13 protein-coding genes are annotated in these 13965 nt (G+C 45.1%); 4 read left to right on the top strand and 9 right to left on the bottom strand.

The window, feature by feature from the left end; genetic code table 11:
• Positions 1-287: 287 nt before the first annotated feature.
• From BREVNS_RS01360 to BREVNS_RS01375, 4 genes are all read right to left on the bottom strand, one after another.
• Positions 288-1445, bottom strand: a complete 1158-nt coding sequence (locus BREVNS_RS01360) for a hypothetical protein (protein WP_483427281.1) — start codon at positions 1443-1445, stop codon at positions 288-290.
• A gap of 59 nt (positions 1446-1504) precedes the next feature.
• Positions 1505-2143, bottom strand: coding sequence for a hypothetical protein (locus tag BREVNS_RS01365; RefSeq protein ID WP_483427282.1), 639 nt, complete (start codon positions 2141-2143; stop codon positions 1505-1507).
• Positions 2144-2400: 257 nt separating this feature from the next.
• Complete coding sequence (locus BREVNS_RS01370; RefSeq protein WP_483427283.1) at positions 2401-3117, bottom strand: hypothetical protein; 717 nt, start codon at positions 3115-3117, stop codon at positions 2401-2403.
• 14 nt (positions 3118-3131) lie between these two features.
• Entirely contained in the window at positions 3132-4154 is a 1023-nt protein-coding gene (locus tag BREVNS_RS01375) for a DNA-methyltransferase (protein ID WP_483427284.1), read from the bottom strand.
• A 246-nt stretch (positions 4155-4400) separates the two neighbouring features.
• Here BREVNS_RS01375 and BREVNS_RS01380 point away from each other — a divergent pair, with 246 nt between their 5' ends.
• Together BREVNS_RS01380 and BREVNS_RS01385 are read left to right on the top strand one after the other, a co-directional pair.
• Positions 4401-5672 (top strand): metallophosphoesterase family protein, encoded by a 1272-nt coding sequence (locus BREVNS_RS01380; protein WP_483427285.1) that lies wholly within the window; start codon positions 4401-4403, stop codon positions 5670-5672.
• Positions 5672-6067: a secondary thiamine-phosphate synthase enzyme YjbQ gene (locus BREVNS_RS01385; protein ID WP_483427286.1), complete on the top strand. Its 396-nt coding sequence runs from the start codon at positions 5672-5674 to the stop codon at positions 6065-6067. The genes BREVNS_RS01380 and BREVNS_RS01385 overlap by 1 nt, the downstream gene beginning before the upstream one ends.
• Here the strand turns inward: BREVNS_RS01385 and BREVNS_RS01390 are convergent.
• Genes BREVNS_RS01390 through cimA form a run of 5 tightly spaced genes read right to left on the bottom strand, consistent with a single transcriptional unit; the run spans position 6064 to position 11642 of the window.
• The gene (locus BREVNS_RS01390) at positions 6064-7335 is read right to left on the bottom strand and encodes an LptF/LptG family permease (protein WP_483427287.1); all 1272 of its coding nucleotides are present in this window, start codon (positions 7333-7335) and stop codon (positions 6064-6066) included. The genes BREVNS_RS01385 and BREVNS_RS01390 overlap by 4 nt on opposite strands.
• Positions 7336-7340: 5 nt before the next feature.
• Entirely contained in the window at positions 7341-8672 is a 1332-nt protein-coding gene (locus BREVNS_RS01395) for an LptF/LptG family permease (RefSeq protein ID WP_483427288.1), read from the bottom strand.
• Entirely contained in the window at positions 8669-9244 is a 576-nt protein-coding gene (locus tag BREVNS_RS01400) for a hypothetical protein (protein ID WP_483427289.1), read from the bottom strand. The genes BREVNS_RS01395 and BREVNS_RS01400 overlap by 4 nt, the downstream gene beginning before the upstream one ends.
• Before the next feature lie 10 nt (positions 9245-9254).
• Positions 9255-10073, bottom strand: coding sequence for a glutamate racemase (gene murI / locus BREVNS_RS01405; RefSeq protein WP_483427290.1), 819 nt, complete (start codon positions 10071-10073; stop codon positions 9255-9257).
• A gap of 3 nt (positions 10074-10076) precedes the next feature.
• Entirely contained in the window at positions 10077-11642 is a 1566-nt protein-coding gene (gene cimA, locus BREVNS_RS01410) for a citramalate synthase (RefSeq protein ID WP_483427291.1), read from the bottom strand.
• Positions 11643-11810: 168 nt separating this feature from the next.
• On the opposite strand from cimA, the gene BREVNS_RS01415 reads away from it, so the two are divergent.
• Positions 11811-12773, top strand: coding sequence for an AAA family ATPase (locus BREVNS_RS01415; protein ID WP_483427292.1), 963 nt, complete (start codon positions 11811-11813; stop codon positions 12771-12773).
• A 3-nt stretch (positions 12774-12776) separates the two neighbouring features.
• A complete protein-coding gene (locus BREVNS_RS01420; protein ID WP_483427293.1) occupies positions 12777-13958 on the top strand; it encodes a DUF58 domain-containing protein in 1182 nt (393 codons plus the stop codon).
• Positions 13959-13965: the final 7 nt, after the last annotated feature.

Below are 13965 nucleotides of genomic sequence, written 5' to 3' on the forward strand. Positions count from 1 at the left end.
CCCATATATGTCGAGACCCTTGTACGGGTGTATTCTTATCCTATCTGGGTCAGGGGCTACGCCCCTCTCCCCCGCTTTTTCTGTTTACAAGGGCTTATTTGTCTTTTTTGTCCAAAAAGAGATGATTATTTATTATTACAAAGAATACTTTTTATACTATTTTTGTTTTTTTATTACTTTCTTGAGACCTTCGCACATTCGTGCAAAGGTCTCATGTCACAGGTATATTATAAGGGAAAATATACCAATTGCAAGACCTACAAAAAATTTTTTGAGTTTCCCACCTCCTAATACAGGACAAACGAGAAGACAAGAATCAGAAGGGTAAGCACCGCCATCGCCACGATACCCACAATGATAGCTGAAGAAACACTGGCTTGATTTTTCGGTTTCTCTCCAACTGTTAAATCCGGAATAGTGGTATCAGAGAGAGAAGATGGGGCAACAGGATTTCCATCCGCATCAAAATTGAGGCTAAAAATCACCGGTTCCTTACTCGAAGAAACGTCCCCCCCTTTCGAAGATGCTGTAGAAGATTTTGCTGCGGCTTCTGTTCTTGTTTGCACCCGAACCTTGCCTCCAAGCACAAAAGAACCAAAAATTCCCGGCCCAAAGAGAAGGGTAACCCTTCTGTTTTCCGACTCTGGCATCAGTTGGTTTTCAAGAACCTTGCCCACAATGGTGGTGGGAGCAAGAATATCCGGTGGACGAAGCCTCTCTACCAGTTCAGGCACAATAGGACGATCATCCAGCACCCGCACATACACCTCATCCATAGACGAAAGGCTCTCCACATCCTTGCCTCCTAAAGGGGAAAGCACTGGTTCCACTTTCAGGTTCATAAGAACGAGATTCGCCGGATTATTAGAGATGGCTTTGAGCCCATCATGGGTATTACTCAAAAAGGCTCTCGTACGAAAGATATCAGCCTCTTCTAACACAAACTTGACAAGTACATTCGCATCATAAATCACTCGATTGATCTCATTGGTAAAAAAACGCTTGAGATTGATAAGGTCCGGATTGGTTTTGTCCGCTAAGTATCCTGTGAGTACAGAGATATTGTCCCGTGAGAGTACCTGGGCTTCTATCCTCGACGCCACATCTGGATCCGATTCCTGGGCCATCTGGTGTACTCGAAGAGATTCCACATATGCCGCCCATGGATCCTCAATACGAATACGACTGAGATTCAGATCTGTTGAGCACACCACAAAGATATACTCTGGAACCAGACTCTGATGGTTGTAAAAAAGCAGGAATGCCCCATAAAGATTCCGGCGAGAGGCTATAAACTTCCCCTTCACGACGGTAATATCTTTGTCAGAAGATTCCATCATCTGGATGACCTTGTCAACATCCCCCTCAAAAAAATCCAAAAGATTCTGTGCAAACTCCTGCGAAATACCATAATTGTTGACAAGGATATCCGCTTCTACACCCATATCTCCCCCTTCGTAGGGCTAACTTTCTCGTTTTTATTATAAGCCATTTTCAAAAAAAATCAACTATCCCGGGAAAGAATTGTCTTGATGGCCTTTGCCACAATCTCAGGACTGGTATTGATTTTTTTGTCGTTCACCTTGAAAGAGACCGTATTATCCTTGAAGGTAGGTTTCTCTTTCTCATACTCCGTCCGAAGCTGCTCATAGTCTTCCCTGAGAGAAGATGTTTCCCCTGCCGGTGCAAACTCTTTTTCATCAGTATCACTCCCAACAGCCGCAGCAGGATTAAAAACCTCGCGTTCCCACTCATCAGAAGCAGAAACCGTCGAAGAAGAAGGCTCTATCACCGACTCCCATGTATCACTATCCTCTACCATATTCACCGTGCTCCCAGGTGAAGTTCCTCCCTGAAGACCTTCTTCTCCCTCTGTCTGGGAATTCTCCACAAGAGACGAAGAGACTTCAGAAGGACTTCTCCCCTCCAGAAGCGCCATAAACTCCTCAAAATCCTGAGAGGGAAGTATCCGCGAAAGGACAAAAAGAAAAAGAAACCCCATTCCACCCATCACTATTCCACTGACCACAGCCCGAAAAAGCACTATCCCAACAGGCACACGGGCAACCAGTCCCAGAAGGAAAGAGACTCCCAATCCCAACACAGCTAAAAGAAGCACAAAACGATGTGTGAGAAATCGCATACTTCCTCCCTTGTTTATTATTTCACAGAAAGAAAAAAAAGTCAAGATTTAGAGAGTTTTGACAAAAATACTTCTCTTTGATGATGTCGTTCCACATAGAAACTGAATACCTATTTTCACATTGAGACCCTTGCGCGGGTGTTTTCTTCCCCTATCTGGGTCAGGGGCTACGCCCCTCTTCCCTGCCTTTTCTGTTTACAAAGGTGAGACCTTTGCACGAATGTGCAAAGGTCTCAGAGTTTTACAGTTTAATCTCTTTAAACAACCTTATTTATAACACTGTCATAGAGATTTTTCTTCTCTACCTTATAAACATCAAAATCTTTAATGTTCTTGTGTGTTATACCAATCTGGTACTCAATGCCGCCTCTGTGTTGATGGCTAAAATGCCGGTTCTGTTCCACTTCTTTTGCAGACATGACCCAATAGAGAATCTCATCCACCCACACTCCAATAAAGATAAAAACATCACAAATCTCAGGTTTTAACTGTTGAAAGTTCAGCCAGAAAGGCTCGGTGGCATTGCGGCGTAAAGCTCTGGAAACCACATCGCCACGTTTTTTCGTGGCAGTAGCCCTGGCCGCCTTGACTTCAATCCGCACTATTTTTGACTCTTTTTGAATATACAGGTCGTATTGCCCCTTGTAGTTAGGATCAACAGATTTGTTTGGCTTCATGAATCTTGCATCTATTGCCCTCACGTGCTGTTCACCCCAGACTTGCCCAAAGATTCTCGGTGCGAGACTATACAAGTCAAGATATAAATTTGCAAACACGTATTTTTCTCTGAGTTCTTTGTAGTCATCAAAGTTGAGGGTTCCACGACTTACCAGAAACGTTAGAATGAACTCATACTCATTGAAAGGGAAAACGGATGATAATTTCTTCAATTCTTTCTTTAACAATGAGTTGTCTTGATTTTCGAGTTGAGCAACCAGGTTGTTCAAGTAACAGCGGAGTTCTTGAAGATCCATGTTCTACCTCCGATTTAGCGTTCCAACTCTGGGAAGGGACTACGCCATTGCCAACCTGGTTTGCCAGTTTTCCGGTAATGTTCAAGTCGCCTAATTGTCAGTTCCGCAAAGATGGGATCTATATCAAAAGTGTAAACTTTTCTCCCTAATTTTTCTCCCGCTATGAGTGTAGTACCTGAATGGGCAAAAAAATCTACCACCAAGTCGCCATTCTGGGTACTTGCGGCTATGATACGCTCTATGGCTTTTAAGGGTTTCTGGGCGTAACAGCCGGGAACGTTCTCCTCTAATCGGTAGAAAACTTGTTGAATATCTACCCAGACATTTCCGGCACGGATGGTTCCTGAGCGACTACGCTCAAGGTTTTCGGTCATTTGCCCGTTGACTTCTTTGTAGTAGCCACGCAGGATTTTAGGAATGTCAGTGTATTCGGCTTCTACATTGAAACCAGGATTTCCCTTGACGTAATACAGTAATTCCTGACGCACCCACATCCAGTTCTTTGAAGTACCGTAACCTCTTTGTTTTCTCATTGTAATAAAGTTTCTTGGCCGGAGCTCGGGGAATTCCCTCATCATGATCATAAAATCAGGCAGAGGTTGAAAATTGTCTGTATAATCAGCCCCTATCCAGATATAAAGATGAGCATGGTCTTCCATGATTTCAAGAGCATTTTGAACCCAAGCTCTTGAAAAGCAGAGATATTCCTCGATGTCAATTTTGGCAAGATTGGCCGTGTTGGCATTGCCAACTTTGATGTTGTAAGGGGGATCGTTGATAATCAACGAAGTCTTTTCAGCGTGCATAATCTTAAGCACATCTTTGCGACAGGTTGCATCCAAAACTCCAACCCGATGTCCAGCCACCGGATCTATCCAAATTTCACCTTTTTGTAAACGACAAAAGGGCAATAATCTCTCACGCAACTCGGTATACTTATCAATTCTTGGCAACCTTTCAGTTGTCGATACTCTTTTTACTGAATCTATTACCATCTGATGCTCAAATAAAGTTTCTTTAATTGTAGTTATTGCCATTACCTTCTCCCCTACGTTTTTATTATAAAACCAAACTTTTAAAAAGTCAAATTCATTTAGAATGCTTCCTTGCAAGGTTATGATTTTGAAGAAAAAGGATTATTGTTTTATTCATTGCTTTTCTGAGCCCTTTGCAGATTCGTGTAAGGGGCTCAAAAAGTTTCTTTTTGAAAACACCTCTTTTCCAAAATTTGCCTTTTTCTTTTCCCCTCACTACAATATGTTATCACCTCAAGGGGGAATAGAATGAAATGTTTTTCTTCTCTTTTCTTTCTGACCATTTTTTCTTTCGCTTTCGGGCAGTCGATCAATTGGGTAGTGGCCTCAGATTTTCATTATTACAGTGCCGATTTAGGAACAAATGGCAAGGCCTTTGAAGCCTACTTGGCCGATGACAGAAAACTTCTGAGAGAAAGCCCTCAACTCCTTGACGCCTGGATAGCCGATGTGATGAGATTAGATATTCAGTTTGTGCTTATTCCCGGTGATCTCACCAAAGACGGGGAGATGGTAAATCACCTTGCTGTCAGAAATGCCTTGCGAAAACTGAGAGATACCCACCCCAATCGTCCTCGAATCTTTGTTGTCCCAGGGAACCATGACCTCAATAATCCTGAAGCCTATCGTTATATCGAAGACAGAACAGAAGGTGTGGATTTTCTCTCTTCAGAGGATTTTGCCTCTGTTTATGAAGACTTTGGATACAGAGATGCCTTCAGTCGAGATCCGTCTTCTCTCTCCTATGCCGTAACGATTACCTCCAATCTGTGGCTTGTAGCCCTTGATTCCACTATTCACGAATCCAATCGGATGCTCAAACACCCTGTCACTGAAGGAAGACTGAAGCCCCAGACCCTTTCCTGGCTCCAAACCATAGCCACCAAAGCCCAAAAAGAAGGGGCTACCATCCTTCTCATGATGCACCACGGCCTATTCGAACACTGGCCAGGTCAAAGAAAACTTCATCCTGAATATCTTCTCAACAATAGACGTGACTTAGCCTCTTTGATGTCCCGACATGGCATACGTATCGTTTTTACCGGCCATTATCACTCGCAGGATATTACGGCAAGTGCGGTCAATAAACAAACCCTCTTCGATATCGAAACAGGCTCTCTTGTCTCCTATCCTTCTCCTTATCGGCTCTGCCGTCTTGATGGGGAATGGCTTACCATCCAGACGAGGACTCTCTCTCTTTTCCCTGACTTTGAAGCCTACAGCCGACAGTACCTTATTCACGGTCTCACTGGGCAGGCGCTCAAAACCATACGAAAATATGGGGTCCCGGACACTGAAGGGGTGAAAATAGCTGAAGACGTAGCCAAAGGGTTTGCTGTCCATTATGCGGGAGATGAACCAGGAGTCGAGTTTTTCCCGGACAGTCGAAATATGGGATTCAAAGCCAAATTCATCCTCTGGTATCAGGGGTATGTGATCAAGGGGCTTCAAACAGACCTCCTTCCACCCGATAGAGAACTCAAAATCAACCTCAAAACAGGAGCCTGGAGTAATCTCTGATGATCCGAAGGTCTATCAGCACTCCTTCCCGTGAAAGTATGCTCAATATCGATGCCCTCGTGAGAGAAGTGATCACAGAAGCTGGGGTGAAAGACGGTCTTCTCGCCATTTTTGTTCCCCATACCACGGCAGCCGTCACCATCAATGAAAACGCTGATCCTGACGTCCAGAGAGATATTCTCTCCCACTTAGCGAAGATCATACCCCAGAATCCTCATTTTCACCATAGCGAAGGAAATTCCGACGCCCACATCAAAAGCGTTCTCACAGGACCGTCCCTTACCCTCATTATTGAAAATGGGAAACCCCAACTTGGAACATGGCAGAGTGTCTTTTTCTGTGAGTTTGATGGCCCAAGAAAACGGGAGATATGGTTTCAAATCATCCCGGCCTAAGTACGAAGACGCCTGTAAAACCAGAGAGAAAGAGGGGCTAACACCATTGTCCCAAAAAATCCCCCTATCAGGGGTGGAAGATCCCCATTACCTGCAAAGCTTGCCCCCATCGCAAAAATCACATAGAGAAGCCCAAAACTCACAAAACACATCACCAGATTTTCAATAAGCGAAATCTTTTTCTTTGAAATATCGATAAGCCCAACTAACAAAAGAACCAGAAAGAAAACATTGAAAACATAGGAGATATTCGAGTAATACACCGCCTCAAGATCCGCATAAAACTGACCCGACTTCTTGCGAAGGCGGATAAGAGCCTGAAGCTGGGAAGGTCTCAGGGCATTCATGTCATACCAGATACGTTCAAGATAGTATGGTTCAATGGAGAGAAGATTGGTTGAAAACGTAGAAAACTTCTCCGAACGAACAGCAAACGTTTCAGGATCAATAGTCCAGAGAAGCCCATCATACAAAACCCATTTATCCTTATCCCACACCATCGCTTTGGCATCAATACGCATAGTAAAATTCACCTGCCGCAAAACCTCAAGAGAACGTTGCTGTTCTATCATCTGAAGATTACTCACGAGATACTCATTGGAAAGCATCAGAGAATTTTCCTGAAAAGGTGTTTTCTTTGGAGAAAGGGAGAGAATCACCACATTTTCAAGTTTTTTGGCAAGAGCATAATACCGTTCCCCCATGTAGAGTGTATTATTCGGACCATAAACTACCACATTCTGATTATCCTTGAAACGATCTATATTTTCTAAAGCTACCCTCTCAAAAACAAGCTTTTTATAGGCAAAATGCCGTTGATAGAGAGGAAAAATGGCATTTTCTTGAAGAAAAAACACTATCACAAAAACAAGAAGAGCTGTCACAAAGAGGGGATAAAACATCACCCGCCTGAGACTGATTCCTGTGGAGACCATGGCACGAAGTTCATGATGATTGGCAAGCCTCGTGAAAACCACCACCGCCCCAAGACTGAGGGCCAGGGGAAGAAAAATCATCCCCCAGTAGGCACCCTCATAGAAATTCATCATAAAAATATCCCAGCCCTTCGTCCCTTCCGGAAACCACCTCAAAAACTGAAAAACCTGAATCACTTCGTACAAGACGACAATAAACAAAAGCGCAAAGAAACTTACCAGAACATACTGACGAAGGATGTACCTATCAAAGATGGAGGGACGATAGTATTTCCAGATAACCCGGAGCCTTTCCAGAAGAGGCCAAAGATAGTCCTTTTCCCACTGCTTCACTACCCTTACTCCCTGAGTTTTTGTCCCATCACCCAGAGCCCAACAAGAAGATACACACCATTGGGGATCCACACAAGCCAGGGATCACCATTCCCGGATTCAATAATTCGACGCATCCCCATCCATGCCCCATAATACACGATCATCACAATCATGGCAATCCCAAGATTCTCGTTTCTCCCCCCTCGAGGAAGAAACATTCCCAAAAACACACAGAGAAGCGCAAAAACCACAATAGAAACAGGGAAAGAATACTTTTCCATGAGGCTCATCCGTTCACGAGGCAAAAGACTCCTCTCCCGCTTCACCAAGTCCTTTTTCTGTTTGGCTATGTCCGCAAGAGAAGCCTTGAGTTCTTCTTCTTTCGCCTTTCGCTGAGCAGGATCCTGAAGGGTTTTCTTTAGCGCTAGAAGTTGCTCTCTCAAGACTTTTTCTGTTTGTCGGAGTCGGACCCTCTCATTGGTGAGACTCTGCCAGGCAAAGCTCTTTTTGACCTCTTGCTCGATTTTTTTCTCAAGTTCCCACACCGTCATGCTCTCAGGAATCTCAGCGAGGTTGAAACCCTCAACAGAAATGGGAATATACACCGTGAGATATTTGAAAGAAGCAATAAACATCTTCTCCTCTCTGGTCCCATTTTCATTCTCTATAGTTTGCACCTCGGAGATACCCCCGTTCTGGAGCTTGATGACATAATTATTCGCCGACTCTGGATCCTTGTAGAGACGTCCCTTCTCAGCCGTAATAGTTCTCTTGCCCGGCAAATCCACAAGCTGAACATTCAAGAGTACCTCAAGATTTTCAAAGGTGATACTTCTATCAAATTTCAATTGGTACTTCCCCACATTGAGAAAAGCCTGATTCCGAAGCTGGACAATTGGCTTTTCTCTTTCTGATTGGGCTCGAAGAAGAAGATAGGCTTTTGTAGCCGGATAACCAATAAAATTATTGAACACCAGAGCAAACAAGGTCAAAACCACACTGAACACAAGTCCAGGAAGCACAATACGAAATGTCGAAACCCCACAGGAACGAAGAGCCACAATCTCTGAATCCCTCGAAAGCCTTCCCATCGCCAAAATGTACCCAAAAGGCACACCGAGCGGAAGAGTAATCGTAGCAAGAAAAGGAAGTAAATTGATCACCATGAGGAAAATATTTTTGAGCGGTACATTGGACTTGATATAGAGTTGAATGAGGTTATACAGTTCCACAATCCCCTGGAAAAGGGTCACAAAAGCAAATCCCACAAGAAAAGAAGGGATCAGAATACGATAAAAATACCTATCATAGGTAGCCCAGAAATACTGCCGTATCCACGCCCCCACGTTTCTCATATCCCCCCCTGAAGCCCGAGAAGAATACCCATTCTCAGTACACCAAAAATCCCTGCCAGGACAAGCACAACAAAAGGAAGCACCATCACTATCAAAGCTTTGCCCCGCGAAAGGGCATATTCAAGACAAAGGGTCTCCCACAACCAGAAAAAAGAAAATAGCGACGAAAGAATCACAAGAAACGAAGGAAGCCACGGTATCCACAGCGACAAAAGAAAAAAGGGAAAAACACCCACCCAGGGAAGATGAGAAACACCAAGAAGAAAAAAAAGCCTCTCAGGAATAACCACCCGGCGAAAGACAGCGGTAAGAAGAAACATCATCCCCCCAATCACTACCATCCAGTAAAGTATCGTCCCCAGAGAAAAAAAACTTACCATAGCTAACGAATGAAAAAGAGACGAAAACCGTCCTCCAACAGAAAAAAGGGTGGCCATAGTCATAGCCAAAACCTCAAGACCAAAAACAACCCCCAGTTCCCACCAGAAAAACTCTTTTTGGGCTACGGCTTCTCTTGCCCCTTGCCAGGGGTACCACCACAAACACCCCAAAGAGACCCATCTCTCTTCCATGGTCTCCCCCTTAGACTACTGGTGTCGAGGCCAACCGAACCTCTTCAAACACAAGAGAAGGTACCTCCGGCAAAATCATCCTTGCTAAACTATTAAGATGTTCCGTAATATCCGTCGCATAGAAAAGCCTCGATGGCACAAGGGCATCAGAAAGCCATCCTTTCTCAAGGAGAAGTTGTCTGAGTTCCCGGGCCGTTGAGTAGGCAGAATCCACCAGAACAACCTCAGGAAGCACAGACTGAATAGTATCACGGATGAGAGGATAATGGGTACACCCTAAAATCAGAGAGTCAATCTTTCCACGCAAAGGGGACAAATACTCCTGAGCGATGAGGGTGGTAGCTTCATGATGAAGAAATCCCTCCTCTATTAAAGGAACAAAGAGAGGGCAGGCTTTGCCTATCACCGTTGCTGTTGGCTCGATCTCATGAATCTTGTGAGTGTACATCTGAGTCCGAATGGTACGTTTGGTTCCTATCACCCCAATCCGGTGATTGGGACTCACCTTCACCGCTTCTTTCGCCGCCGGCTCAATCACCCCAATCACAGGAAAATCAAAGGCCTGTTGAAGATCAGAAAGGGCTACAGAAGAGGCCGTATTACAGGCAACAACCATCACCTTAATATCAAATTCCTGAAGAAAGCGGGCATTGTGAAAGGCATACTGACGGACCATCTCCGCTGATTTCTCCCCATAAGGAAGATTGGCTGTGTCCCCCAAATAAACAAAAGACTCCGATGGCAGGATCTCCATCATGGCTCTCACCACGGTAAGCCCACCTACCCCGGAATCAAAAACCCCGATGGGCTTATTTCGTAGACTCTCCATGGGCTACTTTTCCACCTTCATCAGAATATAATGCATACTATCCACAAGCGCCTGCCAGCTGGCTTCGATAATATTTTCCGAAACACCCACCGTCTGCCACTCATAACCATTGTACTGGAAAGAAACCAGCACCCTTGTCACAGCAGCTGTTCCTGCCTTGGGATTCAGGATACGAACCTTGTAGTCGGTGAGTTTCACCGCCTTGATCACAGGATAAAACACCGAAAGCCCCTTCTTGAGGGCAATATCAAGGGCATTCACAGGACCATCTCCTTCCCCAACGGTGAGTTCCTCCATTTCTCCTACCCGAAGTTTCACCGTCGCTTCCACCATGCTGTAATCATTAGTCTTGACAAAGGTGGAAACCCTGAAGGAAAGCACCTCAAACCGCTCCACAAAATGACCTGTGATTCGTTTCACAAGAAGCTCAAAAGAGGCATCCGCACCCTCAAACTCATAGCCCATGTTTTCCATCTCTTTCACCTTTTGCAAAAGAGGCTGGACAAAGGCTTCCTTCACCTCGAGTCCCAATTCTCGGGCTTTCTCCAAAATGTTGGACTTTCCAGACTGTTCGGAAATAAGAATACGTCTGCGGTTCCCCACCACTTCTGGTTCAATGTGCTCATAGGTTCTGGGATTTTTCTCCACGGCATTCACATGAACCCCACCCTTGTGGGCAAAGGCACTCTGTCCGGTATAGGGCTGTTTGTTATCCGGAGAAATATTGGCCACCTCATACACATAATGAGAAACCTCCGTAAGCTGTCTGAGCCTTTCCTTTGTGATGGCCCCACAGTCGTATCCCATTTTGAGAATAAGATTCGGGATAATAGAAACCAAATTGGCGTTTCCACAACGCTCCCCTATGCCATTCATCGTTCCCTGAACCTGAACAGCCCCTGCTTCCACAGCCTCAAGGGAATTCGCCACCGCACAATCGCTATCATTATGGGCATGAATGCCAATATGAACCTTGATTTCCTTCACCACTTCTTTCATAATCGCTCGAATCATGGAAGGAATCATCCCTCCGTTGGTATCAGCAAGAACAATCGCATCGGCTCCTGCTTTTTCGGCTGTACGAAGTACCTCCATCGCATATTCAGGATTGCACCTGTATCCATCAAAAAAGTGTTCCGCATCAAAAAAGACCTGTTTGTTATGGCTTTTGAGATAGTCAATGGACTCATAGACAAGCTTCAGGTTCTCCTCAAGGGGAATATGAAATACCTCCCGGACATGCAAGTCCCAGCTCTTGCCAAAGATAGTCACCACAGGAGTATCGGCTTTGAGAAGGGCTTCTATGTTGGGATCATCCTGAACCCGGTGTTTGGCATGACGGGTACTTCCAAAGGCCGCCACACGTGCATTCTGGAGTTCAATTTTCTTAATTTCTTCAAAAAAGGTTCTGTCTTTGGGATTGGCTGCTGGCCACCCGCACTCGATATAATCAACCCCAAATTGGTCTAACTTTTTGGCAATGGCTATCATATCCCCAAGGGAAAGATTCACATTTTCTGCCTGTTTCCCATCCCGAAGGGTGGTATCATAGATCCAGATCCGTTTCATGAAGCACTCCTTTTTCTCTCCTTTTTATTATACACAGGAGAAAAGGTTCTGTCAAAAAAGAAGGGGAAAGCACCTCAGGCACCAGTCCTTTTTTTCCTCTTTTTCTTGAGAATACTTGCAAAATCTCCAAAAAGTGGTATAATAAACCACCTGAAATAAGGAGGGGGTATGGATCTCGAAAAAATTCAGCAAATCTCTCAGAAGATTATCAAAAATGTGGAGAAGGTGATCGTTGGGAAGCGTCCTGTGATCGAAAAACTTCTTGTGAGTCTTGTCTGCAAAGGACACGTTCTTCTCGAGGATGTTCCCGGTCTTGGAAAAACCATGCTTGCCCGTTCTATTGCCAAAACCATCAACGCTACCTTCAAACGTATCCAGGGAACACCTGATCTTTTGCCTGCGGATATCATTGGTGTTTCCATCTACAATCCCGATACCAAACGATTTGAGTTCCGAAAGGGTCCTCTCTTTTCTCAGATTCTTCTGGTGGACGAAATCAACCGTGCCACCCCCAAAACCCAGTCAGCCCTTCTTGAAGCCATGGGAGAAGGCCAGGTTTCCATTGAGGGCATGAGTGTCACTCTTCCCCAACCCTTTTTTGTGATAGCCACGCAAAACCCCATCGAATTTGAAGGTACCTTTCCCCTTCCAGAAGCCCAGATGGACCGTTTTTTTATGAGTTTAGCCCTGGGGTATCCCGATATGGATGAAGAGGCAGAGATCATTCTCAGACAAAACAAGGTCCACCCCATTCAGTCCTTGGAAGCCGTTGTTGAAGTGCAGGATATCCTCACTCTTCAGGTTGAAGTCCCCAACGTCTATATGGATGCGTCGCTCCGTCAGTATCTTCTCCAGATCGTGGATGCCACACGACATGATCCCAATATCCTCCTCGGGGCTTCTCCTCGTGGAAGTATTGCCCTCTACAAAGCGGCGCAGGCTTATGCTCTCCTCAATGGGCGGGATTATGTGATTCCTGAAGATATCAAGACCCTTGCCGTTGACGTACTCAAACACCGACTGGTGCTCCGCTCTGAGACGAGACTGAAGAATATCGATGCCAAAGCCATTATTGAAAGGATCCTCAATAATATCCCTGTTCCTATGGAACAACCAAAACCTCAGGGATAGGAAATGAATAGAAGACTCTGGATTACCCTTGCTGTACTCATGGCCGTCGTGGCTTTGATGGTGGATTTGTCAGGGATCAAAATTTTTTTGTATGCTTCTGTGCTTTTCCTCACCATAAACTGGCTCTATATCCGTTTCATTCCGCGATTTATTACTGTCAAACGCTACCTCGAAACCACGCAGGTCTTTTCCACTTTGGCTGAAGACAACTTTCTCCATATTACCAATACGTCGCTTTTTCCTGTGGGATACATGTTTATCAGCGATGCTATTGACATCCATCTTGCTCCACGCCAGAGTTACCCCTTTCTTCTCACGTTAGGTCCCCATGAACGTCAGATGCTCTCCTATAGTTTTTCAGGACGAAGAAGGGGAAAATTTACCATCGGTCCCACCCGTCTCTTTCTCTCAGATTTCGTCGGATGGTTCGACACAGAAATCGAATACGACACCAAAAAGGCGATCATCGTCTATCCCACCCTTTTTCGACTCACCGGCCACAAGTATCGAAGCATGCAACCCTTTGGCGTCATCAAAAATCCCATGCCTATCTTTGAAGATCCCACGCTCATTACCGGACTCAAAGAATACACCATCGGTGATGAGATCAGACGTATCAACTGGAAGGTCTCAGCCAAACAGGGAAAGTTCTATGTAAATACCTACCAGCCAGCTATCTCCTCAGCCAGCCTTGTTCTGCTCAATTTGGCTGATGAAGACTATAGCTTTCACAACAAGGATTACTACATCGAACGGGCTATTGAGGTAACCGCCTCACTTTTGCGAGAACTTTTTCTGCTCCGACAGGAAATGGCTCTTATGGTCAATGGACGTGTCGATAACGTTGATGAAGTGATCTCCAACGACGTAGCCAAGGGAGATACCCACCTCACCTCCATGCTCTCTCAACTCGCTGTGGTGGAAGCAGCAAAGAGTGTCCCTTTCCGGGAGGTACTTGCCAAACATCTCAAGGGTATTTCCTGGGGTGTGAGTCTCTTTGTCATCTCTCCCCGCCTCTCTCCGGAGTGTATCCAGCACCTCATCAATCTCTATCATAGCGGCCATTCTATCACCATTATCCAGGTGGGACCAGAACTCTCAAAAGAACTCAGCCTCTGGAACATCGGTTTCCAGAGTTATTATGCCGAACATGAAGCAACCCTTATTCAACTCACCCGTTTGTAGGAGGCTC

It is taken from the genome of Longinema margulisiae, from assembly GCF_025266855.1.
Taxonomy (GTDB): domain Bacteria; phylum Spirochaetota; class Brevinematia; order Brevinematales; family Thermospiraceae; genus Thermospira.